1 protein-coding gene is annotated in these 234 nt (G+C 70.1%); it reads right to left on the bottom strand.

Going from position 1 to position 234, the window contains the following annotated elements:
* Window positions 1-234: 4Fe-4S dicluster domain-containing protein (locus RVY79_RS21675; protein ID WP_317466690.1), on the bottom strand; the 234-nt coding region annotated here is incomplete at both ends.

Here is a 234-nt window from a genome sequence, read left to right as displayed (position 1 = left end):
CGCACGAACCGAGCCCCTGCGCCGCGAAGTCTGCACTGCGCGAGCGGCTGCCGCGCGGCGCGCCGCGCTGCGTGTCGTAGGTGACGACGGAGGTGTCGGGGTCGACCCTCACGCACTGGAAGCGAGCGGACGGGCACATGTAGAGGCACACCTGCTCACGCAGGAAGCCGGCGTTGCCCCAGGTGGCGAACGCGTAGAACAGCATCCAGAAGGTCTGCCACGGCCCGAGCGACA

Source organism: Chromohalobacter sp. HP20-39 (assembly GCF_033052815.1).
In the GTDB taxonomy this organism is placed as follows: Bacteria; Pseudomonadota; Gammaproteobacteria; order Pseudomonadales; family Halomonadaceae; genus Chromohalobacter.
The sequence above is the reverse complement of the archived record's forward strand: the minus strand, read 5'-3'. Positions and strand labels throughout refer to the sequence as shown.